Origin of the sequence: Novosphingobium chloroacetimidivorans (genome assembly GCF_014204535.1) — a bacterium.
GTDB classification, from domain to species: Bacteria; Pseudomonadota; Alphaproteobacteria; order Sphingomonadales; family Sphingomonadaceae; genus Novosphingobium; species Novosphingobium chloroacetimidivorans.
Map to the genome: position 1 here is coordinate 1 of NZ_JACHLR010000021.1, position 25,438 is coordinate 25,438.

The 25,438-nt window shown below is 63.8% G+C and carries 26 protein-coding genes and 1 pseudogene; 17 read left to right on the forward strand and 10 right to left on the reverse strand.

Features of this window, described 5'->3' with window-relative positions; translation table 11 throughout:
• The 7 genes from HNO88_RS18230 to HNO88_RS18260 form a co-directional block, all read left to right on the forward strand.
• Window positions 1–1,778 (forward strand): hypothetical protein (locus HNO88_RS18230; protein ID WP_221420093.1); only part of this gene is annotated, 1,778 nt, incomplete at its 5' end.
• 3 nt (window positions 1,779–1,781) lie between these two features.
• Window positions 1,782–2,306, forward strand: coding sequence for a hypothetical protein (locus tag HNO88_RS18235; RefSeq protein WP_184249037.1), 525 nt, complete (start codon window positions 1,782–1,784; stop codon window positions 2,304–2,306).
• Window positions 2,307–3,007: 701 nt separating this feature from the next.
• Window positions 3,008–3,181 carry a hypothetical protein gene (locus tag HNO88_RS18240; RefSeq protein WP_221420094.1) on the forward strand — a complete coding sequence of 58 codons (174 nt, stop codon included), beginning with the start codon at window positions 3,008–3,010 and terminating at the stop codon, window positions 3,179–3,181.
• Window positions 3,174–3,470 (forward strand): hypothetical protein, encoded by a 297-nt coding sequence (locus HNO88_RS18245; RefSeq protein ID WP_184249043.1) that lies wholly within the window; start codon window positions 3,174–3,176, stop codon window positions 3,468–3,470. Before HNO88_RS18240 ends, HNO88_RS18245 begins: the two co-directional genes overlap by 8 nt.
• Window positions 3,470–3,814 carry a hypothetical protein gene (locus tag HNO88_RS22060; protein ID WP_221420095.1) on the forward strand — a complete coding sequence of 115 codons (345 nt, stop codon included), beginning with the start codon at window positions 3,470–3,472 and terminating at the stop codon, window positions 3,812–3,814. Before HNO88_RS18245 ends, HNO88_RS22060 begins: the two co-directional genes overlap by 1 nt.
• A gap of 25 nt (window positions 3,815–3,839) precedes the next feature.
• The gene (locus HNO88_RS18255) at window positions 3,840–6,869 is read left to right on the forward strand and encodes a GDSL-type esterase/lipase family protein (RefSeq protein ID WP_184249050.1); all 3,030 of its coding nucleotides are present in this window, start codon (window positions 3,840–3,842) and stop codon (window positions 6,867–6,869) included.
• 65 nt (window positions 6,870–6,934) lie between these two features.
• Entirely contained in the window at window positions 6,935–7,237 is a 303-nt protein-coding gene (locus tag HNO88_RS18260; RefSeq protein WP_184249055.1) for a hypothetical protein, read from the forward strand.
• Here the strand turns inward: HNO88_RS18260 and HNO88_RS18265 are convergent.
• Window positions 7,218–7,655 carry a hypothetical protein gene (locus tag HNO88_RS18265; protein WP_184249058.1) on the reverse strand — a complete coding sequence of 146 codons (438 nt, stop codon included), beginning with the start codon at window positions 7,653–7,655 and terminating at the stop codon, window positions 7,218–7,220. The genes HNO88_RS18260 and HNO88_RS18265 overlap by 20 nt on opposite strands.
• 328 nt (window positions 7,656–7,983) lie before the next feature.
• Window positions 7,984–8,181 carry a hypothetical protein gene (locus HNO88_RS18270; RefSeq protein ID WP_184249061.1) on the reverse strand — a complete coding sequence of 66 codons (198 nt, stop codon included), beginning with the start codon at window positions 8,179–8,181 and terminating at the stop codon, window positions 7,984–7,986.
• A gap of 502 nt (window positions 8,182–8,683) precedes the next feature.
• Here HNO88_RS18270 and HNO88_RS18275 point away from each other — a divergent pair.
• Entirely contained in the window at window positions 8,684–8,866 is a 183-nt protein-coding gene (locus HNO88_RS18275) for a DUF6771 family protein (RefSeq protein ID WP_184249064.1), read from the forward strand.
• Between the two features lie 649 nt (window positions 8,867–9,515).
• On the opposite strand, the gene HNO88_RS23240 is transcribed toward HNO88_RS18275, so the two are convergent.
• The 3 genes and pseudogenes from HNO88_RS23240 to HNO88_RS18285 all read right to left on the reverse strand — a co-directional run.
• Window positions 9,516–9,746, reverse strand: a complete 231-nt coding sequence (locus HNO88_RS23240; protein WP_512698572.1) for a hypothetical protein — start codon at window positions 9,744–9,746, stop codon at window positions 9,516–9,518.
• 421 nt (window positions 9,747–10,167) lie between these two features.
• Window positions 10,168–11,871 (reverse strand): recombinase family protein, encoded by a 1,704-nt coding sequence (locus tag HNO88_RS18280; protein ID WP_184249068.1) that lies wholly within the window; start codon window positions 11,869–11,871, stop codon window positions 10,168–10,170.
• Between the two features lie 63 nt (window positions 11,872–11,934).
• A pseudogene (locus HNO88_RS18285) lies at window positions 11,935–12,045 on the reverse strand (Sir2 family NAD-dependent protein deacetylase); the annotation flags it as partial.
• A gap of 35 nt (window positions 12,046–12,080) precedes the next feature.
• Between HNO88_RS18285 and dapB the strand changes: the two are divergent.
• Together dapB and nth are read left to right on the forward strand one after the other, a co-directional pair.
• Window positions 12,081–12,836 carry a 4-hydroxy-tetrahydrodipicolinate reductase gene (gene dapB / locus HNO88_RS18290; RefSeq protein ID WP_184249071.1) on the forward strand — a complete coding sequence of 252 codons (756 nt, stop codon included), beginning with the start codon at window positions 12,081–12,083 and terminating at the stop codon, window positions 12,834–12,836.
• 142 nt (window positions 12,837–12,978) lie between these two features.
• Window positions 12,979–13,629, forward strand: coding sequence for an endonuclease III (nth, locus tag HNO88_RS18295; protein ID WP_184249075.1), 651 nt, complete (start codon window positions 12,979–12,981; stop codon window positions 13,627–13,629).
• Window positions 13,630–13,897: 268 nt separating this feature from the next.
• Here the strand turns inward: nth and HNO88_RS18300 are convergent, their stop codons facing one another.
• Window positions 13,898–15,196 (reverse strand): dicarboxylate/amino acid:cation symporter, encoded by a 1,299-nt coding sequence (locus HNO88_RS18300; protein ID WP_184249078.1) that lies wholly within the window; start codon window positions 15,194–15,196, stop codon window positions 13,898–13,900.
• A 247-nt stretch (window positions 15,197–15,443) separates the two neighbouring features.
• On the opposite strand from HNO88_RS18300, the gene HNO88_RS18305 reads away from it, so the two are divergent.
• The gene (locus HNO88_RS18305) at window positions 15,444–15,692 is read left to right on the forward strand and encodes a hypothetical protein (protein ID WP_184249081.1); all 249 of its coding nucleotides are present in this window, start codon (window positions 15,444–15,446) and stop codon (window positions 15,690–15,692) included.
• A 68-nt stretch (window positions 15,693–15,760) separates the two neighbouring features.
• A complete protein-coding gene (locus HNO88_RS18310; protein WP_312857117.1) occupies window positions 15,761–17,062 on the forward strand; it encodes a L,D-transpeptidase scaffold domain-containing protein in 1,302 nt (433 codons plus the stop codon).
• Window positions 17,063–17,254: 192 nt separating this feature from the next.
• On the opposite strand, the gene dapE is transcribed toward HNO88_RS18310, so the two are convergent.
• Window positions 17,255–18,406 (reverse strand): succinyl-diaminopimelate desuccinylase, encoded by a 1,152-nt coding sequence (dapE, locus tag HNO88_RS18315; RefSeq protein ID WP_184249084.1) that lies wholly within the window; start codon window positions 18,404–18,406, stop codon window positions 17,255–17,257.
• Window positions 18,407–18,456: 50 nt separating this feature from the next.
• On the opposite strand from dapE, the gene HNO88_RS18320 reads away from it, so the two are divergent.
• Window positions 18,457–18,927, forward strand: coding sequence for a cupin domain-containing protein (locus tag HNO88_RS18320; RefSeq protein ID WP_184249088.1), 471 nt, complete (start codon window positions 18,457–18,459; stop codon window positions 18,925–18,927).
• Window positions 18,928–19,018: 91 nt separating this feature from the next.
• Here the strand turns inward: HNO88_RS18320 and HNO88_RS18325 are convergent, their stop codons facing one another.
• The 3 genes from HNO88_RS18325 to HNO88_RS18335 form a co-directional block, all read right to left on the reverse strand.
• Complete coding sequence (locus tag HNO88_RS18325; RefSeq protein ID WP_312857118.1) at window positions 19,019–19,879, reverse strand: S1/P1 nuclease; 861 nt, start codon at window positions 19,877–19,879, stop codon at window positions 19,019–19,021.
• Window positions 19,880–19,890: 11 nt separating this feature from the next.
• Window positions 19,891–20,559, reverse strand: coding sequence for a glutathione S-transferase family protein (locus HNO88_RS18330; RefSeq protein WP_184249092.1), 669 nt, complete (start codon window positions 20,557–20,559; stop codon window positions 19,891–19,893).
• A 103-nt stretch (window positions 20,560–20,662) separates the two neighbouring features.
• Complete coding sequence (locus HNO88_RS18335) at window positions 20,663–22,171, reverse strand: YifB family Mg chelatase-like AAA ATPase (RefSeq protein WP_184249095.1); 1,509 nt, start codon at window positions 22,169–22,171, stop codon at window positions 20,663–20,665.
• A gap of 372 nt (window positions 22,172–22,543) precedes the next feature.
• On the opposite strand from HNO88_RS18335, the gene rpmH reads away from it, so the two are divergent.
• The 4 genes from rpmH (at window position 22,544) to yidC (ending at window position 25,242) form a co-directional block, all read left to right on the forward strand.
• Window positions 22,544–22,678 (forward strand): 50S ribosomal protein L34, encoded by a 135-nt coding sequence (gene rpmH, locus HNO88_RS18340; protein ID WP_184249098.1) that lies wholly within the window; start codon window positions 22,544–22,546, stop codon window positions 22,676–22,678.
• A 159-nt stretch (window positions 22,679–22,837) separates the two neighbouring features.
• Window positions 22,838–23,191, forward strand: a complete 354-nt coding sequence (rnpA, locus tag HNO88_RS18345; RefSeq protein ID WP_184249179.1) for a ribonuclease P protein component — start codon at window positions 22,838–22,840, stop codon at window positions 23,189–23,191.
• A gap of 11 nt (window positions 23,192–23,202) precedes the next feature.
• Window positions 23,203–23,415 carry a membrane protein insertion efficiency factor YidD gene (gene yidD, locus HNO88_RS18350; RefSeq protein WP_221420097.1) on the forward strand — a complete coding sequence of 71 codons (213 nt, stop codon included), beginning with the start codon at window positions 23,203–23,205 and terminating at the stop codon, window positions 23,413–23,415.
• A gap of 69 nt (window positions 23,416–23,484) precedes the next feature.
• Window positions 23,485–25,242 carry a membrane protein insertase YidC gene (gene yidC / locus HNO88_RS18355; RefSeq protein ID WP_184249102.1) on the forward strand — a complete coding sequence of 586 codons (1,758 nt, stop codon included), beginning with the start codon at window positions 23,485–23,487 and terminating at the stop codon, window positions 25,240–25,242.
• Window positions 25,243–25,438 lie beyond the last annotated feature (196 nt).

A 25,438-nucleotide genomic window follows, 5' to 3' on the forward strand; every position in this document is an offset into this window, starting at 1 on the left:
CAACCGCATCGCCGACCACCCCAACCGTCAAATCGACGATCTCTTGCCTTGGAACTACCGCGCCGCCTGAGCAGAACCGCTCACCGGACGCTTACCCCGCAGGGGGGCCTAAGATGGGTTATGCGGACTTCGCGGGTGAGTTCGTAATCCCGGCTGGTGTAGTTGCCGCGCGGCCTTGGCTGGTCTGCGATGGTCCCAACGATGCGACCGATTTGGCAGTGAATTGGCGGCGCATCCGGGTAGAGGATATAACCAGCGAGCGGGCTGCGAAGGACTACGCAGACGCAGCCAGCACCAGCTACACCAATGCTAATATCGCCAAGGGGCAGGCCGAAGGCTTCGCTTCCGCTGCCAGCGGTAGCGCGAACACGGCTGGATTGCGAGCCGGTGACGCTGCCACGAGCGCAAGTGCAGCGTCCGGGTCGGCAGCTACAGCCACAGCAAAGGCTTCTGAAGCGGCTACCAGCGCCACACTATCGGCACGCTATGCCAATGGATCGAGCAACCGTGTCACCAGTGACTTTGCCGCTGGCAAGTCTGGGTGGAATATCGCGGGTAATGCTATCCATCGACAGCAATGGAATGCTAATAACGCAGACTTCCAATTTGCAAACGAGAATTATTTCGGGATTCTCGGTTTAGACAAGAACGGCGATCATTACACGGATGTCTATTCGTCATGGGCAGCGTGTAATGGCGGTGAGTGGTGGCAAGCTTCCGCATGGCTAGCTTCGCGCGAATGCGTCACCTTTGTTTACCTACAGTATGCTGATGCAAATGCCACCTACTTGTCGGACAGCAATCAAAGTCCTTCGATGTATAACAACCCGCGCGGCTGGTCGAACCTAGAGAACTTCTCGCGAGTTTTCGTCAAGCAGCAGACACCGGCTAACGCTCGATATGTTCGATTGGTGTGGCGTAAGGGCGGCTGGATCAACAACGGTACCCCTGATCTATCTTGGGCCTTCATGATGCGTCCGATGTTGGCACCGGCAACTGCTGATCAAACCGACCCGAGCCCGTACGTTCCGCGCGGCGGCGGTGACGGCCTCAAAGATGCGAGCGCGCGGATCGAGGAAGTCTCCACCGTCGCGGCAACGGCCAACACCGCAGTTGCTCAAATTAAAAGCACTCTACAGGTTGATGTTAACGGCGCGAGCGCGCGCCTCAACACCGTTGAGCAGGTTGCCGCCGTGGCATTCGACAGAACCACGGGCGCGCGCTGGAGCAAAGAGGCCATATCGCCTGCCGGGCGCGCACAATTGACGGTCTACTCACTAGACCAGAATGGCACCCCTCAAGCTGGCGTAGACATCATCGGCGACTTATCGGTCCGGGGGGATATATTCGTCGATGGCACTGTTTACACCAGCAAGATTGCACCCAACGCGGCAACTCAGGTCTGGTACACTTCACGTAGTGACGTGATCCAGTATCCGACTGGGATCATCTCGACGCTATCGACCGGATTCGCCAAGTATGCGGGCTCCGAGTCCGTAGTGCAGTATGACGTACAGGTCCCGCTGTTCGGAACGGATGCGGTCAAGATCAACGCTTGGTTGGATGTGTGGCAGGGCGGCACGCTGATACAGAACCGTGGCATTCGCATGGAAGTGGACGGAAATAACGAGACTTATCTCCCGTTCGTCTACCAGCACTGTTTCTTCAATCTGCCCGCAGGCAACTATGAGGCTCGTTTCAGCATCGAACGGACGAGCGGACATAATTGCTCTACCAACGGGCTTTATCATATGATTGTTCGCGAATTTAAGAGGTAACACATGGAGTACTATTTTGTTTACAGCCGGGCGACTGGCGAGATTCTGGCACGCAACTCCGGACCTGAGGGCGCATCGCTACTTGGCTCGAACAACGAGGAGCGCGGCAACTTCGTTGTGCCCTATAGCATTTGGGACAGCTACCCGGTTGATCTCGATGGTATCAAGGCGGTGGCTGCCGCAAGGTTGGACCAAGCGGCAGAAGCCTTTCGCCTCCAGTTCATCACGCCCGGCGCGGCACAGGCCATGACCTACCAGACCAAGGCTGCCGAGGCTGTGGCGTATCTGGCGGATGATACAGCGCCCGTTCCGTTCCTCAGCGCGGAAGCGCAGGCGTGCGGAATGACGGTTGCCGACCTCGCGCTTGAGGTGAGTGCGCGTGCCGCCTCTTGGACCGTCATCGGTGCCCAGATCGAGGCCCTGCGGATGTCACGCAAGCTGACGATCCAGCAGGCAGCCAACCTCGCAGAGATCGCACAGGCCATGGTGGTGGATTGGTCGGCGGCAGTACCCGATGTAGCCAACTGACCCGGCGTAACGGACACACCGGGTCAGTCGCAAGTCCGGCTACCCGGCGAAATATCCTGTTCAAAAAGCGGCACGTCACGATACCGGCCATTTACGAACTGAACGTAGCGTTCGCCTCGAAACTTAGCCAACGCGCGAGCGGTATGAAGCATGATCTCCGACCCGTCGCGTAGGCGAAAACCTACAACTCGGCGGGCTTGCTCGGGTCCCTCCCGCATCACAGTACAAACCTCATTGGTCATTTGAAGTAGACTCCGTGGCCGCAGATACGGCGGCTTGCTGCATGGCAGCCGGAGTACGTAGGTTGACGGCAGGGCATCCAATCGCACAGTATGCGACTTGCAGAGGGTGACCCAAGCCGTGTCGAACCACGTACCCGGCTGGTGATCTCTGAAAGGCCGATTCCAAGTGATTGGGGTCGGCCTTTCTTTGCTCACACCCTCATAGTGCCGGTTTGGACTTCGGACGCAAGGGGGCCGGGGAAAGCTTCCATCCTGCGTTTGACAAACAGAATTTAACCAGATCGTCCGCAACGCGCCGGAAGTCCTAAGGTTTGAGGAAGCGCAAGGAGGAAAACCACGACTCAGCAGATTTCTTTTTCCACATTATCGGGCGGTGAGAATCCCAGTTGCGTCAGATCGAGCACCGAGACGGGCTATTGAGGCAGCAGCCTAAATACCCACATGTCCATGATGAAGTCCTTGGCGCGATCTGTCGCCTACCTCAAAGCCCGTTTCGATGAGCGCTCCACATGGGCCGCGATCAGCGCTGGCATCATCGGCGCATCGGCGCTTGCAGAGCCATGGTCCTACGTCGCGGCTGCGGTAGGCGTGCTCGGCGCGGTCATTCCCACCAGCGGTGGCTCCGATGCCTGACAATCTGCCGAGCGGCATACCGCACGAAATGTACGCCATCTTGATCAGGATTGAGGCCGGTGGCGTCCGGACTGAGGAGAAGGTCGATTCTCTGCGTTCTGACATGGTTCGAGTGGTCCTAACGCAGGATGATCACGAAGGCCGCATCCGTAAGATCGAAACATGGATGGCGAAGGCCGATGCGAAGGTCAGCTTGATCGGCCTACTTGCCAAGGTCATATGCGGCCTATTCTCAGCCCAGATCGCCGGATTTGTGATCTACCTTGCGGCTGGTTACGCCGGTTCTTGATGCCCCGCATCTCGATCCAGAGTGCAAAGGCAAAAGGCCGTCGCCTCCAGCAGGCCGTGCGCGATCTCCTCTTGAGTATCCGCCCCCAGCTTGAGCCCGATGACGTGAGATCGTGCCCCATGGGCTCCCAAGGCGCTGACATCATCTTGAGCCCAGCGGGCAAGCGCGCCCTTCCCTACTCTGTCGAGTGTAAAGCCAAGGCGAACGGGTTCACTCCAGTCTACGCCGCGCTTGAGCAGGCCGAACGCGGCGACGGGCTCACCCCAGTCGCATTTATGAAGCAGGACCGCAGGCCGATAGTCGTCGCAATGTATGCAGACGACTGGCTCAAGCTGATCACCTGAAAGATCGCCGCATGCTAAATACAGCATGTTCCAGATCGCCAAATCCCTCAAGCAGATGTCGCTTAGCGCATCTGAAGCCGCTATTCTCAGCTACGTCCCGACAGACGCCGATGGCGTTCGTGAGGACCTGACAGGACGCAAGTTCGTCTTTGTCATCTACACGGGTAATCAGGTGCACTATGGTGAGCCGGGCATCCATGAAACCAGCGGCTCTGATGTCGCGGTCTACTGGCGTTTGTCCGGTCTCATCACGGCTGGGCTCGTGGGCAAAGCCAATTTGCTTTGGGAGTTGTCGGAAGCACTGGACGACTCTCGCGAGGTTATCGCGCAAGGCTCGTTCGTGGTCGGCGCTTCCGCGCCAGCATCAGCGGTCCCTGACAACAACGCGGTCCAGATCGCCCGGACTCAGGCGCGCATTACGCGTAAGAATAATCCGTTGACGCTGATCAGCCCAGAATTCCTTGTCGATTATCTCCCCTACCCGCTGGCTGGGGTTGTCGCCCCGGCACCGTCCTTCTCCGTCGCCCCAAGCGTCACAGGCGTTGCCACGGTCGGCAACCTGCTGACCGGCCATGACGGCACGTACGCAAACGGCACGGTTTCGGCTCGCGCATGGCTCAAGGCTGGTGTTGTCATCAGCGGTGCGACCTCGGCCACCTACACGCCGAATGAGGCTGGGAGCTATACCTACCGCGTCATCCTTACGGGCGCTGGCGGCACCACCACACAGACCAGCGCAGCATTCGTGGTTGCGCCGGTTTCGATCACCCTTAACCCGCTCTTGCTCAACGGCACACTCTACACTGGCGTTCCAGCGAGCGGAGTATCGCTCTCGGGCTACACGGCTGGTTCCACAGCAACGATCAACATCCCCGGTCTTTCGGTCGATAGCGCGGGCAACATCACCGGCACTCCCACGGCGACCGGCATCGTATCCGTTACCGAGACCAATGCAGCGGCTTCGAACTCACCGCGCACCAGCGACGGCATCTACACGGTCACCGCCCCTGCCCCGGTCAACATCGCTCTGCCGACCATCACTGGCACTGCGCAGGAAGGACAGACGCTTACCGTCTCGAACGGCACATGGTCCGGCTCACCGACCAGCTACACCTACCAGTGGCTTCGCGATGGTGTTGCGATCTCGGGCTCGATCAACTCGACCCGCATCCTCACCTCGGTGGACATCGGCGCTACAATCACAGCGAGGGTCACCGCCAACAACGAGACTGGATCGACAAGCGCCACCAGCGCCGCCTCGGCAGTCGTCATCGCCGCGACGGTCGCGCTGCCTGTCAACAGCGTCGCGCCGGTAGTCACCGGTACGGCTGCCGTGGGCTCAACGCTCACCACCAATAATGGCACTTGGTCGGGTAATCCCACCTACACCTACCAGTGGCGGGTTGACGGCGTAAACATTACGGGAGCGACCGCGTCCACCTACGTGGTTCAGGCCAGCGATGCTGGCAAAGCGATTACATCCCGCGTCACTGCTACGAACGCGGGCGGCTCCGCACCCGCTATCTCGAACGAAATCGCCATCGCCTCATCGGGTGGCGTCCAGTGGGTTGCTGAAGGTGACTCGATCACTCAGGGTATGGGTGCGGACAACGGCACGTTGTCGTATCCGCATCAGACGCTCGCTCTGTTGAGCAACAAGGACGACGTAACCAACTTCCGCAACAACGGTTCGAGCGGCATTTCGCTTCTGCTCAACGGCATTCTGGCCAACCAGCAGACGCGCGTTCTCGATCGTCTGGATATGACCAAGAGCGTGCGCCTCGCCAGTCTGCTGGCAGGCACTAACGACGGCGCAGGTCGCGATCAGGGCGCAATTTATGGCGGTTACCGTACGTGGGTCCGTAAGTGCCGCGCGGCTGGCTACAACCGCACGGTTGTGTCCACAAACGTGGCCTTCCGCGACAACTACGAAGGCGCGGATATCGTAACTAACCAGATGATCCGGTCATTCTGGAACAGCGATTTGGACTCAGATGGTCTGTTCGACTTCGGTGCGCCAAGCTGCTTGGGTGTGTTTGATCAGGCGTACTTCTGGGACGATCGCCACCCCAATACCGCAGGCTACGCCAAGATGGCAGCCGTTGCCGACCCTGTAGTCGAGACAGTTACTCAGACGACACCGGGACGCATCCTGCCCCCGACCACGTGGCACGCGTATGACGTGGCGGCGGTACTCAAGACGAATGGTGGTCGCACGCTTCAGAACAACTACATCAACAATAGTACGACCGGTGCCATGGGCTTTCGTTCGGTCACCTCTGGAAAGTGGTACTTCGAAGTCGCAATCGATGCGATCGGCACTGCCAGCAAGATCATGATCGGTCTCGCCACCCGCGAATTCGAGACAGTCCTCGCGAGCGCTCTCCACCAACGAGCGGGTATGGCCATGGGCTATGTGCCTTCGACTGGTGCGGTTCTCCATGGGTCAAGCACCGCAATCATCAACGCGGGCACATCCACGACGGGTGATGTGATCGGGGTTGCGTTCGATGCTACTGCGAAGCGCGTGTGGTTCCGCAAAAATGGTGGTCAGTGGAACGGCAGCGCCACTGCTAACCCGTCAACCGGCGCAGAAGGCGTGGACTTCTCGTTTCTTACCGACCCGAACATCTCTGCGGCGGTTAGCATCGTGGGTGCCAACAACGGCTCGCAGGTCACGTCGCGCTTCGCCGGGTCTCAGATGACTGGTGCGCTGCCTTCCGGCTTTAGCCCCATCGGTGGACAGACTGTCATCCCGCTGCCCGCTACCCTACCGCTCCCGGTAATTACTTCCGCGCCGGTCATCACTGGCAGCGGTGCGGTGAGCACGTCGCATACCGTTGGTGCGAAAGCGCGGGATGCCACGAGATACCTGTTCCATTGGAAACGCGATGGTGCCACCGTGAATGTCGGAAGTGGCGTCTGGAATGCGGCCGGTGCAAACTTCACTGCCAGCTACACGCCTTCGGCGGCTGGCCAGTATGTTGTAGAACTATACGTCTTGGGTGCCGCAGGTTACGTGCAAGCGACCAGCAACACGATCACCGTTGCGTAAGCGGTGCCGCTGGCAGACCCGTTAGTCTGCTAAATACCCGATGAAGAACTTCGTGATTTCAGGCGATGGCTGCTGATGTGCACCGCGCTGTGGCTTTGGGCGGCGATCAACTGGTCGCCACCGCCCTACCCTCATCCTCGCATCTGGTGCGGTTTCACCCTGCTGGACTCGACTATGATCGATTGATCGTGGTCACCGAACTGGATGAGGGCCGGAAGCTTTACCTCTCAGGGTGGATCGGGAAGCCGCTCACCTTGGGCCAGTGGCGCGATGCAGCGGCGCTGCTGTTCCCTCAGGCCGAGTTCGTCTCGTGGGAGCGTAAACGCGGGGATGGCACCTTTCGGCTGATCACTCTGCCGATCGGATAAGCGCTCTGAGATCATCGGTGGTCTGGACCTCGGCCACGGGCTCATCGCGTAAGATCGCAGTGAGATCGTCGGCCTCATCCATCATCTCCAACGCCGCGATCTTGAAGCGGTATTTCGAGGCGGCGCTGTGGTTCTGCTCATGCTCTGCAAGCGCCAGCCACATTCGTGCCTCATCCAAGGCGAACCGACGAAGGCGGCGCTGATCAGCCTCACGCTCGGCAGCTTGCCGGAAGTGCCAGTCGGATGCGCCGAGTTCGTACCGCTCATCGTCGGTCATCGTTATGAGGGTGTCTAGGATCGCATCGCGATCGATCTCGATGGGGGTCCACTCTGCCCCCGGTCCGGTGAATAGGTTGCTCATCACGTATTTAGCCGCAAGTGTGCAGCAGGTTGCAGACGAGGTACCACCCTGCACCATCTCGTTGTCGAAGTCGGTGATAACTCATGCCACCGCTGCCTCGAAAAGGATCGACCCGGCTTGAAGCGCTACGGATTGTGAGGCAGAAAAAATGGAGAACGGTGAGCGGCGGGATCAACCTTGTGGAAGGGTTGACCGGGTTTACGAGGCCAATCGCTCACCGTTCTCCACCTTCGAGTTTGGACCTCGACGGGTGCCCCCATTGTTACTGCTTTCGGAGCGAATTGGGAGGGGTCCGGGCAGGCACTATCGGCTTGTCCACAGGCGCGCCAGCAGCATATCTAGCGAAGCGGCCCGTGATGTTCGTTCAATGTTCCGGTTGATGCGTTCAGCACCCAGCTTGCTGTTCCGGGTTCAGCATCTCGCTAACGAGATCGAAATCCTCTGAGACGGTCTGGGTACCACCACCGACGAACAGTAGGAGCGTCCCTTCGTCAGACGGTATCCATGCCGCAAGGTGCGCCACCACCACCTGAATAGGCTTGCCGTCTGCTAGGGTGAGAGTGATAGTCTGAAGCTCGATCATTGGACTAGCTTACCGGATCGTCTCAGGGCAGCAAGCCACCTCGGCTGTTAGAAACATAGTGTGCAGCCAAGAGGCGGTCACCAGTACCCACCCACCTTGGTAGCCGCAGCTACGATGCCACTTCCACCGATCGCCCCGCATATGAGGGGTAGCCGTAAGATCAATAGCGCCACAAGCGTGTGGCGAGCGCCACCCTTCTCTGTAATCTTGTTCAGCACTGACGCTTGATACCGGTCCATACACAACCCTTCTTCGCCCGATACTAATCGAAGGGCTGGGGCCGTCTTACCGCCGTCAGGAGTTCAATTCCTTCGGAATGGCTGCCCCGAATCGGGCAGATGGTCAAGGTTGTGGTGCGCGTTTTCCGATAACGGTCGGCGCACTTACATAAAGAAATCAGCGGTTTAAAAATTTTCTATCCACATTCTGGGAACGGCCCCGGCACCAAAGCCTTGAAATAAGTTCCGGTTTTGTTCTAAACCGCTGGAACGGAGATTCAGTCATGCTCATCAACCCTGAAACCCTTGCCGATGCTCTTGAAACAGCGCCCTCATGGGCGAAGGTTGCTCTTACCATGCCTAGTCAGCGGCTGAGAGAAGATGCGCGGCTTGAGATAGGGAAGCACCTCTATGAGGTCATCTACCAACCCGGAGAGGATGACCAGCAACTGGCGCTTCCGCTTTGATCCATGGTTCAAGCTCCGCGTGATCTCAACGACATCTGCCGCAAGGGTGGCTCAATCAAGGTAACCTGCCGTCAGTGTGATCGGGTCGGGATATTCGATCCGCAAGAGATTCGTAGTCACTGGACGAAGAAGGGCTGGGATCGTTCATGGCCAAACTTCGCGAGGCATATCCGGTGCGATCCCCCAAGGGGCTGTGGTTCGAGGAATCCATATGTTCAGTGGATGCCAACGCCACCACCACCACCGCCTGATGATCCGCCACCCCGCGCCAGATTCACACGTGCATCAGCGCCGATGGGTGTGGATCAAGGTGAGTGGGACCGGGCGCGCGATGACCGTGCACGGAGAAGGCTCATCCGGCAGGCTAGAGGCTAGGAACTGATATCTATTTTGCGGCGTTGCTAGGTCGATCCTCGCAAGGATCAATTGGACCCACCTTTTTGCCCCGGCGCGCTCTTTCCGTCCACACTCTCGCACGCCGGGGCACCGTTTTCGGGAACCAAAGACGCGCGCACGACGTTGACGGATTGTGGCTCTGCATGAGCCGCATCCCTGATGACAAGCGACTGTTGCGGCTCGACGCTCCCCCACCCTGCGTCGAGCCGCACCCGGTCTCAGGAGCGCCGTAGAGCGATCTCGAATAGTCGGGTCAATCCATTGCGGCAGGATGTCGATTCCGGTCCTCGTACTCGCCACCGTGGCAACCATCCCATCGCCGCTTGTGATTTACCCGCGATGGTTTTGAGGTGACATGGCTCCGGGACACGTATGCTTCACCGCGACACGACAAGCATCGCATAGGATTGCCGTCGTACCGCCATCCATCAGCAAGAAGTATACGCTGCCAAGTGCCTTCGATCAGAACTTCGATCTCCGTCACAGCCCACCCCCGTTTTGCCTCTTTATTCGCTTGGTTAACACATTCTTAGGGATATGGTCGAGCAAGGTGTTGGGCGCGGCGCGACCCATACGATGGTGGTTGACCCGGTACGCGCGAGGCTAACCGGTTAAGCCAGACGATGAACGGTTGTTCAGCCTCAAACCAAACTAAGCTCACCAGAGTTATTCAAGTGCACGCTTCCTCCGCATGGGTGGCGTGCGCCTTCAGGTGCATATCGTTTGAGCCCACAGTGATACCCCACTGTGGGCTCATTCGTACCAAAGATGTTGCTCGTCAAATCGGGCGCGGAACTCATCGGGTTGTCATGATCTTGGAGCATGGGCTCGCAAGAGCCCTGCTTGAACCAAAACTCCGCGCCTCGATCCACACTATTCCTTCACTCTGATCGAGGCGCTTTCTTTCATTCCACCGTTTGGCGAGCTTTGATCCGGTCTAAGATCAGCGCGGTGCTCGCGCGATCCATTTCCTCTCGCTCGGGTGAGTCATCATCCTCGATGTGGCCTAAGAGCGCGCTATCGATGAGATTGCCGCCGCGATCGAAAGTTAGAGCGAATTCGTCTGTAACCAGCGTGGCTTCCTGTGACTCATAGAAGCGGAACGACGACACCAAGCGCGCCAGTGCAGCGTTTGTCTTTATACGGGCAAGCTGGCGTGCCTCATCATCAGCACCGGTTACCGTGCGCCATAACGCCTCGATCGCTTGTAGCTGGCTCATACGCGATCCTTCGGCACGTTCCTGCTCAAGCTCCTTCGTGAGCCTTTCACGGTCTGCCGTGACGGCATCAATCTCGACTTCTAGGGACGCGATCTTCTGGCCGATGGTTCGCGACGGTGCGAGTTCAAGCGTCTCGATGTAGTTGGCCATGGCGGTTTCCAGATGGGTAAGCTTGCGAGACGCTTCAGCCAGTTCGTTCTCCAAGGCTACCATCCGATTGTTCACCGCGAAGTTCGTATCGTCATGGGCGAACGAAAAGGTCCAGTGCAGCACCGCAGCTTCGAGGGTGTCATACGGGTACTGCGTCTTGTTCTGACATCCTGCGGCGCGGCGTGCGCGGTCGCATTGGAGGTACGAGGCAAGCTTGCGTTCGTAGTGGCGAACCGTCCCGTCCTTTGCGGTGTAACCGGCAGTAGGTCCCTTCCGGATGTAGTGCATTCGCGAGCCACATTCGCCGCACGTCGCTATCGAGCGGAAGAGATTGCCACCCGCGTATGTCGTTGCGCCACCCGTACCAGCCTTGGACTTACGGGCGCGAACCGCTTGGGCACGGTCGAACTTCGCCGCTATGACGGCTTGCGGGTAGAAGTCGCTGGCCAAAAGCTCGCCACCGTTGTTGCGCGCGGACCACTTCTCACCAACGGCGGCGCGGTTCTTGAGCAGCTTGTGGAGGTAGGTCTCTGCCCATCCCTTGCCTCCAGTTCGGTACTCGACACCCCACGTGGGTTCGCCACGTTCGTTCAATAGCTTGGCTATCCGGTTCACGCCTATGCCATCGCCATACAGGTCGAAAATCTCGTTTAGGACTTGGCAGCGCTGATCGTTGAGCGACATTGTGAGATCATCAGCAACATCGATCCAAGCAGGGACATTGCCAGCCACGGCCTTCTTCAGCCCGCTCCGGATGCCCTCGCGCACCCTCTCCCAGTAAGCGTTAGAGCGCTTGCTTTTGGTGGCGCTCTCCTCATGTGCGCGCTCTGCCGTGAGCGCGATCCTGACGAGATCGAATGCCGCGCTCTTTGCGGTGGGCTCATAAACCTCTCGGTCGTGAGTGCTCGCGACCGTCACACCCTGCTCTTGTAGGGACCAGACGAGCTTAAGGGCGGCAATCGGACCCTGACGACTCAGGCGGTCGATGTTCTCGAAGACGAGCACCGAGCCAACACGCTTTCCCTCACGCGCGGCGGCTTCAAATGCAGCTAGAGCCGAGCCGTCCTTGCGGTTGTGCCCCTTGAACGCTGACTTCGCCTCATCGATCAGTATGCGACTGTCATCCACTTCCCAACCATGCTCTCTGGCAAAGTCTGTGCCGAGCTTGACCTGCCTCTCGATGGAGTCGAACGATTGTTTGTCGTCGCTATACCGCGCGTAGATGTAGGCCAGCGTCATGGAAACTCCTGCATTGCCAGACACCTACCGCATCAATCTTGTGGTTACAACCCTCTACTACTGCTCTACCCGGTGCTGCTCCCACAAGCCGCCTTCGGCGCGGAAGGTGTCGATCCCGCTCTCGGCGCTGATGCCGGCTCCGGTGAGGATCACGATGTTGCGGATGTCCTTCATCGCCGCCATGAGACACGCCCGAAGGGAACAGTGCAATGACAAGTTCTGGGACAAGAATCGGCATCATCGGCAGCGCCGGACGCATGGGGCAGGCGATCGCGGCGGCCATTGCCGAAGCGGGCGAGACGCTGGCCGGCGGTATCGACAAGGATGGCGATGTCGCCGCGCTCGCCGCGCAGAGCGACGTGCTGGTGGACTTCTCCTCGCCCGGTGCGCTGGAAGGCAACCTCGACGCGGCAGTCGCGGCCGGGGTGCCGGTGGTGATCGGCACCACCGGGCTGGAGGAGCGGCACCACTTCCTCATCGACCATGCCGCCGAGAGCATCCCCGTGCTCCAGACCGGCAACACTTCGCTGGGCGTGACGCTGCTGGCGCATCTGGTGCGCGAGGCTTCGGCCCGGCTCGGCGAGGATTGGGATATCGAGATCGTCGAAACCCATCACCGCATGAAGGTCGACGCGCCATCGGGCACCGCGCTGCTGCTGGGCGAGGCTGCCGCAGGGGGCCGCGGGATCGACCTTGCGGCGCACAGCGAGCGGGGACGCGACGGCATCACCGGCAGGCGTGGCACCGGCACCATCGGCTTCGCGGCGCTGCGCGGCGGCTCCGTGGCGGGCGATCATTCGGTGCTGTTCCTGGGCGATGGCGAGCGGGTGGCGCTCTCGCACCTGGCGGAAAACCGCAAGATCTTCGCCAAGGGCGCGGTGCGGGCGTGCCAGTGGCTGGTCGGAAAGCCCGTCGGGCGGTACTCGATGCCCGAGGTGCTGGGGCTCGAGGTGCCTGGGTTGTGAGGGGCCGGCCCCTGCACACGTACCCGTCGCCCCCGCGCAGGCGGGGGCCCCGCTCGATCTTTCGACATCGCGCTTGGGCAGAAGGAAGCGGGGTCCCCGCCTGCGCGGGGACGACGAGGGTTTGTGTGATCGAGCTCTGCGCATGAACAAGGCCACCATCTTCGAGTTCTTCCGCCGCCTGGCCGAGCTCAATCCCGATCCGGTCACCGAGCTGGAATATGGCAACGACTACCAGCTGCTGGTCGCGGTGGTGCTCTCCGCCCAGTCCACCGACGTGGGCGTCAACAAGGCGACGCGGGCGCTGTTTCGCGAAGTCACCCGCCCCGACCAGATGCTGGCTTTGGGCGAAGATGGCCTGAAGGAGCACATCAAGACGATCGGCCTGTTCAACTCCAAGGCCAAGCACGTGATCGGCCTGTCGGAGATCCTGGTGCGCGAGCATGGCGGCGAGGTGCCGGCCGATCGCGAGGCGCTGACCGCCCTGCCCGGCGTCGGCCGCAAGACCGCCAACGTGGTGCTGAACTCGGCGCACGGGGCTGAGACTTTCGCGGTCGACACCCACATTTTCCGCGTCTGCAACCGCACCGGCCTCGCCAAGGGCAAGACACCGCTGGCGGTCGAAATGGGGCTGGAGAAGAACGTCCCCGGCCCGTTTCGCGTCGGCGCACATCACTGGCTGATCCTGCACGGCCGCTACACCTGTAAGGCACGCACGCCCGAGTGCTGGCGCTGTCCGGTTGTGGACTTGTGTGCGTTCAAGGCGAAGGTGTTGGCGAAGCCGGGGCGGAAGTAAAGGTTCACGCGGAGGCGCGGAAACGCGGAGGAAGGAAGAAGAAGAGATTTGCGCGCGCAGAGGCGCAGAGCCGCAGAGAGAAAAAGGGAGAAGATCAATCCGGGCCGTCCGGCCCCTTATCACTCGTGAGCGTTTGATCGCTGGCTACGAATGACAAGGCGGCTTCGCCGCAAGAGCAACTCCTCTCTTCTTCTCTCCGCGCCTCTGCGCCTCTGCGCGCGTCAAACCTTCTTTTCTTCCTCCGCGCCTTCGCGCCTCCGCGTGAACCCTAGTCCTCCCTACTCACCGCCGAGATCACCGTCGCCGCCACCAGATCGCCCACCACGTTCAGCGTCGTGCGGCACATGTCGAGGAAGCGGTCGACGCCCAGGATCAGGCCGATCCCCTCCGGCGGCACGCCGACCTCAGCCAGGATCAGCGCGATCACCGGCAGCGAGCCGGCCGGCACGCCCGCGGTGCCTACGCCGGCAAGAATGCACACCAGCATGACGAAGACCTGCTGGCCGAGGTTCAGGTCGACACCGAAGAACTGCGCCAGGAACAGCACGGTCACGCCCTCGAACATGGCGGTGCCGTTCTGGTTGGCGGTCGCTCCGATCGTCAGCACGAAGCGCGCGACCTTGGCCGGCAGCTTCAGCTCCTCCTCCGCGATGCGCAGCGAGGTCGGCAGCGTCGCGTTCGAGCTGGCGGTGGAAAACGCCATGACGCTCGCCTCGCGCGTCTGGCGGAAGAAGGCGAGCGGGCTCTTCTTCGCCACGAACTTGAGCAGCAGCGAGAATACGCCGAACATCTGCAGGCCCAAAGCCAGCAGCACCACGCCCACGTAGGCGGCGAGCTTGAACAGCAGGTCCCAGCCGAACTGCGCGGCGAGGTTGAACATGAAGCAGAAGATCGCGAACGGCGCCAACTGGATGACGATGCCGATCAGCTTCATCGCGACTTCGAAGATCCCCTCGATCGAGTCCTTCAGCACCTCGGTCTTGGGAGACTGCACCAGCAGGATGCCGATGCCGAAGAACAGCGCGAAGAACATCACCGCCAGGATGTCGTTCTGGCTCATGGCCGTCACGACGTTGGTCGGCACCAGGCTGAGCACCGCCTCGACCCCGCTCTTGGCGTCCCGTGAGGCGGCGACGATGCCCGAGGCCGCCTTGCCGCCTTGCGCCAACAGCGCCTGCGCCGCCTCCCGGTCGACACCGGCCCCCGGGCGCAGCACGTTGACCAGCAGCAGCGACAGCGCGACGGCGATCCCGGACACGACGATGGTATAGGCCAGTGTGGCGAGGCCCACACGGCGCAGCGCGCGGATCTCGCCCATCTCGGCGATGCCGATCACAAGCGCGGAGAACAGCAGCGGCAGCACCAGCATGAACAGCAGACGCAGGAACACCTGGCCGATCGGCCCGGTGACGTAAGTCACCACGCTCGTCACCCACGGCGCACCGGCGGCAAAGGTGTAGACCAGCAGGCCAGCGACCAACCCGGCGACGAAGCCGATCAGGATGCGCCACTGCAAGCCTTTAGCATGCGTCTCGACCGGAGTGTGGGATACGGCGGCGTCGGTCATGCAGTAAGGCTCTCCGGAATGCTGGGGAAGAGCGAAGCAATCTCGCACTCATAAGGCAAGGCCGCAGTTGCGGGGCAGAGCGGCGCATACCTCGCTTAGAAGGAGCCGCGCTCCATTCACCGCGCCCCGCCCTCAGCCCGTCCCTCAGGAACCTACTTAGGTCATCCGGCGTTCACTTGCGCACCGACACCGACGGCACCGGGCGCGTCAGGACACCGACGGGCCGTCATAAAGGGAGGTAAGCACGATGCGAATTCGTTACTTGTTGCTCGCGGGACTTGGGGCGACAACGCTCGCCGCCTGCGCCGAGAAGACGCCCCCGCCTCCGCCGCCACCGCCCCCGCCCGGTTCCGTGATCGGCAGCACCGCGGCCGACCGTGACGGCGATGGCATCGTCGACGGCTACTATACCTCGGACGGCATCTATCATCCCTCCGCGCCGCCGCCTCCGCCGCCTCCGCCACCGCCGCCGAGGCGCATGGGGGAAAAGGGCTGAAACTCCGTTTCGCGACCCTTCTACTCACACTGAGCACTCCCGTCGCCGTTCTGGCGGCGGGAGCCTTGGTGGCGAGCGAAGCCACGGCGAAGGCGCCTGCGAAGCGCGGCAAGGCCAAGGCCAAGCGCGCCAGCCCGAAGCGAACCGCCAAGCCGAAGCCCAAGCCCGCACCTGTCGATCCTGCCCTGCTCGCCGCCATTCGCGAGGAAGCGGGCGGCGACGTGAAGCGCTTCTACGCCGAGCGCGGCTATCACCCGCTATGGACAGTCGGCAACCGCATCGGCCCGACCGCCGGCATTTTCATCGACTATCTCGTTACCGCCGAGCAAGACGGGCTCAATCCCTCGCGCTACGATCCCGAAAAGCTGCGCGAAGCCATCGCGCAGGCGCTCAGCGGCTCGTTCACGGATATCGCGCGGGCCGAGGTGCTGCTTTCGAAAGCCTTCGCCCGCTATGTGGCCGACCAGAAGCGGTCCAACGTGCGGATCATCTGGGCCGATCCCAAGCTCAAGCCCGACAAGCTGCGGCCCGACGAGGCGCTGCGTGCCGCCGCCTTCCCGGACTCCTTCGGCGACTACGTGGCGCAGATGGGCTGGATGAGCCCGCAGTACGTGCGGCTGCGCAAGCTGGCCGGCCAGGCGCTCCACGCGTCCGACGATACCTGGGACCGGCTGGCACTGAACCTCGACCGTGCGCGGCTGCTGCCCGGGCCTTACGTGCGGCACATCGAGGTCGATGCCTCCTCCGGCCAGCTGTGGTTCTACGAGGCCGGGCGTCAGGTCGGCACCATGCGCGTGGTGGTCGGCGCCCGGGAAACGCAGACGCCGATGATGGCCGGCTCGTTGCAGTGGGCGATCCTCAATCCCTACTGGAACGTGCCCACCTACCTGGCGCGCAACTCGATCGCGCCCAAGGTGCTGGCAGGACGCTCGCTGGCGTCCCTGCGCATGGAAGCGCTGACCGACTGGAGCGCGAACGCCCGCGTCGTGCCCGAAAGCGCGATCGACTGGCAGGCGGTTGCCGCCGGCACCCAGGAAGTGCGCCTGCGCGAACTTCCGGGCACGGCGAACTCGATGGGCCGCGTCAAGTTCCTGTTCCCCAACGACGAGGGCATCTACCTCCACGACACGCCGCGACGCGACTTGCTCGCCAAGCCGGACCGACACTTCAGCAACGGCTGCATCCGGCTTGAGAACGCCGGCCTGCTTGGCCGCTGGCTGCTGCAAAGGCCGGTGCCCACCGCCACCAGGCAGCGCGAGCAGGCCGTGCCGCTGCCGCTGCAGGTGCCGGTGTACCTGACCTATCTGACGGCAACCGGCGACAAGACGGGCTTGGCGTTCCGGCCTGATGTTTATGGAAGGGACGGGTAAGTCGCCCAGATCCCCCCCTGCAAGGGGAGGTGGCGCGCACGTAGTGCGTGACTTAGGAGTGTCACCGCCCGAGTAGCGCCCGACCGAGAGGGTTACACCCCTCCACCACCAGCTGCGCTGGCGGTGCCCCTCCCCTTCCAGGGGAGGATCTAGGTCAGGCGCCGTTGGCCTCCCCGATCCGGGGTGGCCACATCACCCCGCCAGCGCCGCCTCGGCGATCCGCCGATAGATACGCGCCAGCGCCTCGAGGTCCGCCACCGCCACGGCCTCGTCCAGCTTGTGCATCGTCGCGTTGCACAGCCCGAACTCGATCACCGGCGACAGGTCCTTCAGGAACCGAGCATCGGATGTGCCGCCGCTCGTCGACAGCTCTGCCGTCACCCCGGTCTCTGCCGCGATCGCGCCCGACACCATGTCCGAGAACGCGCCGGGCGGCGTCAGGAACGCCTCGCCCGAGATCAGCGGCCGGGCGGTGCCGCCATGACGCGCGGCCACTTCGGCGACCCGCTCGGCCAGGCCCGCGCCGGTATGCCGGTCGTTGAAGCGGATCGAGATGCGCGCGCTCGCCTTGGCGGGGATTACGTTATGCGCCGGATTGCCGACGGTGAGGTCCGTCACTTCGAGGTTGGAGGCCTGGAACCAGTCCGTCCCATCGTCCAGCGGCATGGCCTTGAGCTCGGCGAGCATGGCCACCAGGCGCGTGATCGGATTGTCGGCAAGGTGCGGATAGGCGACGTGGCCCTGCACGCCCTCGACATCGAGGAACACGTTGATCGACCCACGCCGGCCGATCTTCACGGTGTCGCCCAGACGGTTGACCGAGGTCGGCTCGCCGACCAGGCACAAGTCCGGAATAGCGCCGAGCTCGCGCATTCGCTCGATCAGGGCGAGCGTGCCGAAGCGGGCCGGGCCCTCCTCGTCTCCGGTGATCACGAAACTGAGCGTACCCGCCTCGACCGGGATCTCGCGCGCGGCGGCTGCCATCGCGGCGATCGAGCCCTTCATGTCGACGGCGCCGCGACCGTAGAGCAGCTCGCCGCGGACCTCGGGCGCGAACGGAGCGCTGGTCCAGCCCTCGCCGGGTGGCACCACGTCGAGGTGGCCGGCGAAGGCGAAGTGGCGCGAACCCTCCGGCCCGCGCCGGATCGCCAGCATGTTCTCGACCGGACCGTCGGGCGCCTCGCCGGCCAGGAAGCGGATCACCTCGAAGCCGAGCGGGGCGAGTTGGCCCTCCAGGCAGTCGAACACCGCACCGGTCGCCGGCGTCACGCTGGGGCAAGCCATGAGTGCCTGCGCCATCTGCGCAACGGTCGGGGCGGGTGAGGTCGCAGCGGTCTGGCTCATGCCGGTCCCATCGCATATGCGTGTCACCCCACACAAGTGCGCGAGGACCCATGCCCAGGCTCGACCCCGAAGCGATCGCCGCCACCAACCGCACCGGCTACCCCGCGCCCTTCGACGCGCCGGTGGCGGGCCGCTGGTACCGCCGGATCGGCCCCGCGTTCGGCCTCACCGCGCTCGGCGCCAGCCATGTCACGCTGGAACCGGGCGCCTGGTCCAGCCAGCGCCACTGGCACGACGACGAGGACGAACTGCTGGTGATGATCACAGGGCAAGCCGTGCTCATCGAGGGACCGGAGGGCGAGCCGCCGACTCGCACGCGGCTGGGGCCGGGCGATACGTGCGTGTGGGCGGCCGGCGATGGCATCTCGCACCATCTGGTGAACGAAAGCGACGCGCCCTGCACCTTCGTGGCGGTCAGCGCCGGCAACCCGTATGGGAGCGGCGGCTACGCGGACATCGACATGATGTTCGCCGGCGAGAACTACCTGCACAAGGATGGGACATTGTACCCGAAGGCCTAGCTCCGGACGCTGGCTCGCCAACTGCATGCGCGCGCTGCACGGGTTGTGAGCGATAGGCGGTGGTAGAAGGGCCTGCGCGCTCGCCTCACCCTCACGCCAAAGCCGCATCCAGCATTCGCGCCAGGCGCAACCCGGCTTGCTCGATGCGCTGCTCGACGATCGGCAGGCTCGCTTCGATTGCCGGCTCGGGCCAGGTCACCTGCCTGGGCTCCTCGCCCTTGCCGTCCTGCGCGCACGGCAGCTTGCCCCCGAATGCCAGCGGATAGAGAAAGTCGCGTGCGATCTGCCAGCTCTCGCGCAGCCAGTCCTCGGGCGTTCCTCCGCCCAGCCTGGTGCGCTCGGCCGCATCGTAGCGGCGCACCAGCGGCGGGCGCGCGGACGAGATCGCCCGCTCGGTCATCACCGTGTCCCAGATCGAATGGAGGTTCTTGCCCGGCACGATGCCGTAGCTGGACTTCACTGCATTGCCGCCCTGGTCGTGGTTGTCGGCGCCGTGGAGCGGCTGGTGGATGTCGCCGACGAAGTGCGCCAGGAACGCCAGCGCCTCCAGCCGCTGCGCCTGCGGCAGCGTGCGGTCGGTCAAGATGCGGCGGTTGCGCTCTATCTGGGCGGTCACGCAGTTGCCGTTGGCGCAGTCGCGCTTGATGTCGAACGTGCCGCACACCGGCTCATCCTGATAGTGCCAGGGCGAGGCATAGCCCCAGCGCCAGCCCTCGCCCTTGATGCAATCGGGCCAGACCGCTGCGTCCTCAAGACTGCGCACGCGGCACTTGGGCGTGCCGAGCTGGCGCTCCTGCCGCAGCAGCACGGCGATCCGCGCACGGGTCGCCGGCTTGACGTTCTCCAGCGCGATCGCCGCGACGGTGCGGTGGCCGTAAGCGCCCCAGGCCAGCACCGGCGCCGTCCACAGGCTCGCGCATGCCGCCAGCAGCAAGGCAAGCCGGCGCATCATTGGCCGGCGCATCATTGGCCGGCCGGCACTTCGTACTGCTCGATCACCCATTGCTCGGCTTCGGCGGCGGCCACCCACTGGCGCATCCATTCGTGCTCCCAAACCGCCTGCATGTAGGATGCGGCGAACCCCGGCACGCCGACGCCGTAAGTGCGGAAGCGGCTCACCACCGGCGCGTAGATCACGTCGGCGGCGCAGAACGTGCCGAAGAGGAACGGGCCGCCCTTGCCGAAGCGTGCGCGCGCCTCGGCCCAGAGCGTCAGGATGCGCACGATGTCGGCGCGCACGTCGCCGTCGATCTCCAGCCCACTCACTTGCCCGCGCACGTTCATCGGGCAGGTGCGGCGCAGCGGGAGGTAGCTGGAGTGCATTTCCGCCACCATCGAGCGAGCCATGGCCCGCGGCGCGTCATCCTTGGGCCAGAACCGATCGCGCCCGACTTTGTCGGCCAGGTATTCGATGATGGCGAGACTGTCCCACACCACCGCGTCGCCGTCCCACAGCACGGGAACCTTGCCCGACGAGGGCGCGAGTTCCTCGGCGCTGCGCTTGCGCTCCTCCCAATCCTCCCCGAGGATGGGCACGGTCAGTTCCTCGAAGCCCAGCCCCGATTGCTTCACGGCGAGCCAGGCCCTGAGGCTCCAGCTCGAATAGTTCTTGTTGCCGATGATCAGCTTCATGGGCGGCGTCCCTCTTGCTGCATGGCCGCGCCTAGAGGTTCAGCCACGGCGTGTCGAGGATGAACGGCAGTCGTTGCCCCGCTGACTCCCCTGCGCGAGAGGATCAGGCCCGCGGCGCCTGCCGGCGATAGCTCAGCGCCTCGGCCACGTGAATGCGGCCGACCCGTTCCGCACCGGCCAGATCGGCGATCGTGCGCGCGACGCGCAGGATCCGCGTGTAGCCCCGGGCCGAGAGGCGCATGGCCTCGGCCGCCTGGATGAGCAGCTTGCGGCCGGCCTCGTCGGGGGTCGCATGGCTGTCGAGGGCCTCGCCGTCGAGCTCGGCATTGGTGCGCGCGGGGGTGCCCTCGAGCCGCGCGGTCTGGATCGCGCGGGCGCGGGCGACGCGGGCGGCGACGTGCTCGCTGCCCTCGGCCGGTGGCGGGAGCGAGAGGTCGGCAGCGCTGACGGGGTCGACTTCGATGTGCAAGTCGATGCGGTCGAGCAGAGGTCCCGACACCTTGCCCTGGTAGTCGGCGGCGCAGCGGGGCGCACGGCTGCAGCCCAGCGCCGGGTCGCCCAGGTGCCCGCAGCGGCACGGGTTCATCGCGGCGACGAGCTGCACCCGCGCCGGGTAGGTGACATGCGCGTTGGCGCGCGCGACGGAGACTTCGCCGGTTTCCAGCGGCTGGCGCAGCGAATCGAGCACGGCACGCTGGAACTCGGGCAGTTCGTCGAGGAACAGCACGCCCAGATGCGCCATCGACACCTCACCCGGCTTCACCCGCAAGCCGCCGCCGGTCAGCGCCGCCATGGAGGCGGAGTGATGCGGCGCGCGGTATGGGCGCGCACGGCTGATGCGACCGTCTTCCAGCGTGCCCGCGACACTCGCCACCATCGAGGTTTCCAGCGCCTCGGCTGGGGTGAGCGGCGGCAGGATGCCGGGCAGGCAGCTTGCCAGCAGCGACTTGCCCGAGCCGGGCGGGCCGATCAGCAGGAGGTTGTGCGATCCTGCGGCGGCGATCTCCAGCGCCCGCTTGGCGGTTTCCTGGCCCTTGACCTGCCGCAAGTCCGGGCCGCGTGTGGGCGGATCGGCATGACCGGGCTCGGGTGTCGGCAGCACTTGCGTGCCCTTGAGGTGGTTCAGGAGGCTGATGAGGTTGGGCGCGGCGACCACCGGCACTCCGCTCGCCCAACGCGCCTCGGAGCCTTGCGCGGCCGGGCAGATCAGCCCCTTGTCGGCGGCGCTGGCATGGAGCGCGGCGAGCAACACACCGGGCGACGGGATCACCCGTCCATCGAGCGCCAGCTCGCCCACCGCGACGAAGTCAGCCAGTTGCTCGGCATCGGCCACGCCCATCGCGGCGAGCAGCGCCAGCGCGATCGGCAGGTCGTAATGCGAGCCCTCCTTGGGCAAGTCGGCGGGTGAGAGATTGATGGTGATGCGCTTGGGCGGCAGCGCCAAACCCATGGCGGAGAGCGCGGCGGTGACGCGCTGGCGGCTCTCGCCCACCGCCTTGTCGGGCAGGCCGACGACGTGGAAGGCCGGCATGCCCGGCGCGACCTGGCACTGCACCTCGACGCTACGCGCCTCCAGGCCGAGGTAGGCCACCGTCGATACCAGCGCGACCATCCGGCTTGCCCTCCCCTGCGCCGGGCGACTGTGCGAGGGCGGCGGGGAGGTGTCGAGTTACAACTTTGTAAGTGGGGCGACATTGTCCTCCCCGGCACGGGGAGGGGGACCGCTCGCGCAGCGAGTGGTGGAGGGGACTCACGTCCGCAAGCAGACAGTTGGCGCGCATTCAAGTACCCTTCCGCATGACGAGACTCCCCTCCACCATGCTGCGCATAGTCCCCCTCCCCGTGCCGGGGAGGACAGCGTCACCTTGACTCGAATCGCCACCTCATCTAACCGCGCCAGCCTGATCACGGTCGCTCGCAAGGGCGGCCCTTTTGTTCGTCCCGTTTGCATGCGCCGCGATGGCGCCCATTTTGAGGTTTCGTCATGAAGCGCACGTTCCAGCCCAGCCGCCTCGTCCGCGCCCGCCGTCACGGCTTCCGTGCTCGTCTGGCGACCCCCGGCGGCCGCAAGGTGCTGCGCGCGCGTCGTGCACGCGGCCGCAAGAAGCTGTCGGCCTGATTCAGGCTCGCGCCGGGGCGTGATGCCCCTGCTTGGCGGCGCCGCATCTCGCCTCCGTTGGCCTCGTGATGGGGCGCGGGGGCGAGGTGCGGTGCCGCTTTGTTTGGTGCAGAACGCGCGGCGGCAAGCGGCAGGCTCGTGGCTGCACCTTTCATCATGATGACGCGGCGGGCCGACTTCGTGGCCGCAAACGCCGGCTTGCGCGTGGCGCGGCCGGGCTTCGTGCTGCTGGCGCGTGGCAACCAGGGCCAGGGCCGGCGCCTGGGCATTACCGTCACCAAGAAGATCGGCAACGCCGTGGTGCGCAACCGCATGAAGCGCCGCTTCCGGGCGCTCGCGCGCGAGGTATTGCCGCTCCATGGCCTTGCCGACACCGATCACGTGCTGATCGGCCGCGATGGCGGGGTCGAGCGGGACTACGCGCTGCTCCGTGACGAACTCGTGGCCGCCCTTACCCGCGCCCAGGCCGGCAAAGGCGATTTACCGCGGCCGAGAAGAGGCAAGCGCAAGTGAAGCTGTCGGACCTGCCCCGCCGCACGCTGATCCTGGTCGCGCGGGCATGGCAATTGGGACCGTCCGCAATCATGCCGCCGACCTGCCGCTTCGCGCCCTCGTGCTCGCAGTACGCGATCGAGGCGCTGGGAAAGCACGGTGCGATTAAGGGTGGCTGGCTGGCGATCAAGCGTATATTGCGCTGCCACCCATGGGGTGGGCACGGGCCGGATCCGGTTCCTTAGGCCATAGGCCCTGAACCTCGTGCCCTGTCGCCATCTGGCGGCCGCAAGTAACGGAAAAAAGCAGGCTTCGTGGAAAATCAGCGTAACATCATCCTGGCGGTCCTGCTCACCGCGCTCGTCCTGTTCGGATGGGACGCAGGCGTCGGCTACTTCTACCCGCAGAGCAAGACGCCCACGCAAGTGGTCCAGAACGGCGGCGCCGACAAGGCAGTTAGCCCATTGAAGCCGAGCCGCGAAGGCGGCTTGCGCGATGCGGCCGAAGTGCAGCTGGAGGCGCAGGACCTCAAGACCGCGCTCACCTCCGCGAGCCGGGTGCCGATCGCGGCGCCGGGCGTCTCGGGCTCGATCAACCTCAAGGGCGCGATTCTCGACGACCTGGTTCTCAACCGCCATCGCGAGACGGTGAAGAAGGACTCGGGTCCGGTCCGCATCTACTCACCCGCGGGCACTCCGGCGCAGCAGTTCGCGCAGTTCGGCTGGGTCGGCGATGGCGTCGCCACGCCCAACGCCAACACCGTCTGGACCGCGCCGGCCGGCGCGAAGCTGACCCCGCAATCGCCAGTGACACTGACCGCGCAGAACGGCGCCGGGCAGACGTTCGCGATCACGTTCGCAATCGACAACGATTATCTGATCACCGCCACGCAGCGCGTCGCCAACGCCGGCCAGGAGCCGGTCACCGTGCAGCCTTTCGGCCTGATCAACCGCACCGACCAGACCGCCAGCCTCGACACCTGGAACGTCCACTCGGGCCCGATCGGCGCCTTCGACGGATCGGTGGCGTTCAACACCAACTACTCCGATGTGCTCGAGAGCGGCACCGTGGCGAAACCCGGCCGCACCGACTGGATCGGCTTCACCGACGTCTACTGGATGTCGGCACTCGCCCCCGTCGGCAACACGGCGGCGGGCACGTTCCGATCGCTCGGCAACTCGCTGTTCCGATCCGATCTGGTCTATGACAAGGCGGTGGTGCAGCCCGGCCAGCAGCTGGCGCGCACCACCAAGCTGTTCGCCGGCGCCAAGGAACACCTGGTGCTCGACCGCTATGAGGAAGGTGGCATCACCAACTTCGGCCTGTCGATCGACTGGGGCTGGTTCCGCTGGTTCGAGAAGCCGATCTTCTGGCTGCTCACCTCGCTGTTCCGCCTGACCGGCAACTTCGGCGTCGCCATCATCCTGCTGACCTGCATCGTGCGCGGGATCATGTTCCCGGTCGCCCAGCGCCAGTTCGCCTCCATGGCCGCCATGAAGGCGATCCAGCCCAAGATGAAGGCGATCCAGGACCGCTACAAGGACGACAAGCCAACGCAGCAGCAGAAGATCATGGAGCTGTACAAGCAGGAGAAGGTGAACCCGCTCGCCGGCTGCCTGCCCATCTTCCTGCAGATCCCGATCTTCTTCGCGCTCTACAAGACGCTGATGTTGGCGATCGAAATGCGCCACCAGCCGTTCGTGCTGTGGATCAAGGACCTGTCGGCGCCCGATCCGCTGCACATCCTCAACCTGTTCGGCCTGCTGCCGTTCACGCCGCCCAGCTTCCTGGCGATCGGCGTGCTGGCGGTGATCCTGGGCATCACCATGTTCCTGCAGTTCAAGCTGAACCCCGCGACGGGCGATCCGGCCCAGCAGCAGGTCATGATGCTGATGCCGTGGCTGATGATGTTCATCATGGCCCCATTCGCGGCGGGCCTGCTGATCTACTGGTGCACGTCGAACTTGCTGACGATCGCGCAGCAGCAGTTCCTCTACAGCCGCAATCCGGCATTGCGGGCGCAGGCGGAAAAGGAAGCGGCCGACAAGAAGCGGGCGGCGGCGAAGGGGTGACGCCGGGCCTTGCTGGATTGCAGCTGCTCGGGACGCCCGTGCCGGCCTTAGTTGGAGCTCCTGATCTTTGTCGCCGCCGCGCAGGCGGGGACCCCGCTTGTTCCTTCTTGCGAGCGGCATGCCAACAAGAAGCGGGACCCCCGCCTGCGCGGGGGCGACGATACATTTGCCCGCGTATCATATGCGAGTCGGAGCT

Coding starts and splice junctions, on each gene's coding strand:
- HNO88_RS18235 (WP_184249037.1), top strand. CDS start 1,782: ATGGAGTACTATTTTGTTTACAGCCGGGCGACTGGCGAGATTCTGGCA.
- HNO88_RS18245 (WP_184249043.1), top strand. CDS start 3,174: ATGCCTGACAATCTGCCGAGCGGCATACCGCACGAAATGTACGCCATC.
- HNO88_RS22060 (WP_221420095.1), top strand. CDS start 3,470: ATGCCCCGCATCTCGATCCAGAGTGCAAAGGCAAAAGGCCGTCGCCTC.
- HNO88_RS18255 (WP_184249050.1), top strand. CDS start 3,840: ATGTTCCAGATCGCCAAATCCCTCAAGCAGATGTCGCTTAGCGCATCT.
- HNO88_RS18260 (WP_184249055.1), top strand. CDS start 6,935: ATGGCTGCTGATGTGCACCGCGCTGTGGCTTTGGGCGGCGATCAACTG.
- HNO88_RS18265 (WP_184249058.1), bottom strand. CDS start 7,655: ATGGTGCAGGGTGGTACCTCGTCTGCAACCTGCTGCACACTTGCGGCT.
- HNO88_RS18270 (WP_184249061.1), bottom strand. CDS start 8,181: ATGATCGAGCTTCAGACTATCACTCTCACCCTAGCAGACGGCAAGCCT.
- HNO88_RS18275 (WP_184249064.1), top strand. CDS start 8,684: ATGCTCATCAACCCTGAAACCCTTGCCGATGCTCTTGAAACAGCGCCC.
- HNO88_RS18280 (WP_184249068.1), bottom strand. CDS start 11,871: ATGACGCTGGCCTACATCTACGCGCGGTATAGCGACGACAAACAATCG.
- dapB (WP_184249071.1), top strand. CDS start 12,081: ATGACAAGTTCTGGGACAAGAATCGGCATCATCGGCAGCGCCGGACGC.
- nth (WP_184249075.1), top strand. CDS start 12,979: ATGAACAAGGCCACCATCTTCGAGTTCTTCCGCCGCCTGGCCGAGCTC.
- HNO88_RS18300 (WP_184249078.1), bottom strand. CDS start 15,196: ATGACCGACGCCGCCGTATCCCACACTCCGGTCGAGACGCATGCTAAA.
- HNO88_RS18305 (WP_184249081.1), top strand. CDS start 15,444: ATGCGAATTCGTTACTTGTTGCTCGCGGGACTTGGGGCGACAACGCTC.
- dapE (WP_184249084.1), bottom strand. CDS start 18,406: ATGAGCCAGACCGCTGCGACCTCACCCGCCCCGACCGTTGCGCAGATG.
- HNO88_RS18320 (WP_184249088.1), top strand. CDS start 18,457: ATGCCCAGGCTCGACCCCGAAGCGATCGCCGCCACCAACCGCACCGGC.
- HNO88_RS18325 (WP_312857118.1), bottom strand. CDS start 19,879: ATGATGCGCCGGCTTGCCTTGCTGCTGGCGGCATGCGCGAGCCTGTGG.
- HNO88_RS18330 (WP_184249092.1), bottom strand. CDS start 20,559: ATGAAGCTGATCATCGGCAACAAGAACTATTCGAGCTGGAGCCTCAGG.
- HNO88_RS18335 (WP_184249095.1), bottom strand. CDS start 22,171: ATGGTCGCGCTGGTATCGACGGTGGCCTACCTCGGCCTGGAGGCGCGT.
- rpmH (WP_184249098.1), top strand. CDS start 22,544: ATGAAGCGCACGTTCCAGCCCAGCCGCCTCGTCCGCGCCCGCCGTCAC.
- rnpA (WP_184249179.1), top strand. CDS start 22,838: ATGACGCGGCGGGCCGACTTCGTGGCCGCAAACGCCGGCTTGCGCGTG.